Annotated in this window: 1 protein-coding gene; it reads left to right on the plus strand. The window is 39.4% G+C overall.

Annotation, left to right across the window (positions count from 1 at the left end):
• Nucleotides 1–82: 82 nt before the first annotated feature.
• Nucleotides 83–1705 (plus strand): AAA family ATPase (locus CXF78_RS16605; RefSeq protein ID WP_102037399.1); only part of this gene is annotated, 1623 nt, incomplete at its 3' end.

Raw genomic sequence — 1705 nt, forward strand, 5'->3', positions numbered from 1 at the left:
GTTGAATCTGCTAAGGCTTTTGTGGTGCTTTATGCTAATATCATCTCATTATTTTCCGTTGTCGCAGCTAAATTACCACTATATGAATTCAACGCTACTGCCTAGTGCCAAACTCGCTCCTCAATATCATTTACCTGATGCATCGACTTCAGTTTCTTTTCCAAGCCATATACTACTTGGCCAAGAACGAGTGGTTGAAACATTCAAATTAATGAGCAAAACAAATTCGCAACATTTATTTCTTGCTGATTTTTTAGGGGTAGATAGATCACTATTTATTGATGCGTTGGTAACTCAAGCTAACACGCCTTCAAGTCATTACCTTGTTGCAACTAAAAAACAGCAAGAAGATACGGACATTCAGTTTAAGTGGCAACAAACACTCCCGCCTGAACATGTCGGCATTATTGCTAAACAAGAATCACTGTCCTGTTATTTACAAGGGACAATTCGCCGTGCTGATTTACTTGGCAGAATGCTTAAAACGGATAAATCCAGTGTTTATAAACCCGGTGCACTAGCGAAAAATCATTTCGTGTTTATTTGCTTAGCGTCATTATGGCAGCGTGAAAGCCTGTGGGATTTGTTGATGCAAATCATCCACGATGGCTTTTATCGTATCAATAATGAGTTAACCCCTATTCCACTGAATTGTAAGATTGTTCTTGTGGGCTCTGGTTTATCGTATAGCCAGCTTAGAGTTGAAGACCGAAACTTTAATCGCCATTTTCCATTGCTAGCTGAAATGAGCAATGAAGTTGATCTAACGCAGCATCCTGAATCGTCTTATGTGCAATGGTTGAACGTACTTGCCCAAGCAGAATCTGTTGAATTAGAACCATCAAGCTTATTACCATTATTTTGGTATAGCTCTCGTTTGGTTGAGCATCAACAACGCTTAAGTTTAAGTATGTTGGAGTTTAGGCAACTATTAGGTCAAGCAAAAGTGTATTCAGGTCAAGCTACATTGAATGCTGCAGCAATAGCTAAAGCACTGGAAAAATTAAAATTTCGCCACAATAGCTCTGAAATATATTCAGCTCAAAGTTTTGATGATAATTTCATCAATCTGCCAACTAAAGGCGCTATGGTAGGCCAAATTAATGCCCTTACAGTTATTGATACAGGCGATTATACCTATGGTGAGCCTGCCCGTATTACCTCATCAGTGCATTATGGTGATGGCGAAGTGGCAGATATTGAACGTAAATCAGAGTTGGGGGGCAATATTCATGCAAAAGGCATGATGATCCTATCTGCTTGCTTGTACCGAATTTTTGGTCGTGATGCGCCTCTTCATTTAAATGCAAATATTGTGTTTGAACAGTCTTACCAAGAAATTGATGGTGATAGTGCTTCACTCGCCGAGTATTGTTGTTTAATGTCTGCAATAGCAGAACACCCCATTATCCAAAGTTTAGCTGTTACAGGCGCATTAGATCAGTTTGGCAATGTACAAGCGATTGGTGGTGTAAATGAGAAAATTGAAGGTTTCTTTAATTTATGTCAACGCCGCGGTTTAACGGGTGAACAAGGTGTTATTATGCCCAAGGCTAATGTATTACAGCTAAATCTTGAACCTGCTGTAATTGAAGCCATTGATAAAGGGTTATTTCATATCCATGCAATTGAACATATGGATCAAGCAGTTGAACTGCTGATGCAAATGCCTGCTGGAGTCGCTAATGAAGATAACGACTTTGCA

The organism is Shewanella sp. 11B5 (genome assembly GCF_002836795.1).
Lineage (GTDB): Bacteria > Pseudomonadota > Gammaproteobacteria > Enterobacterales > Shewanellaceae > Shewanella > Shewanella frigidimarina.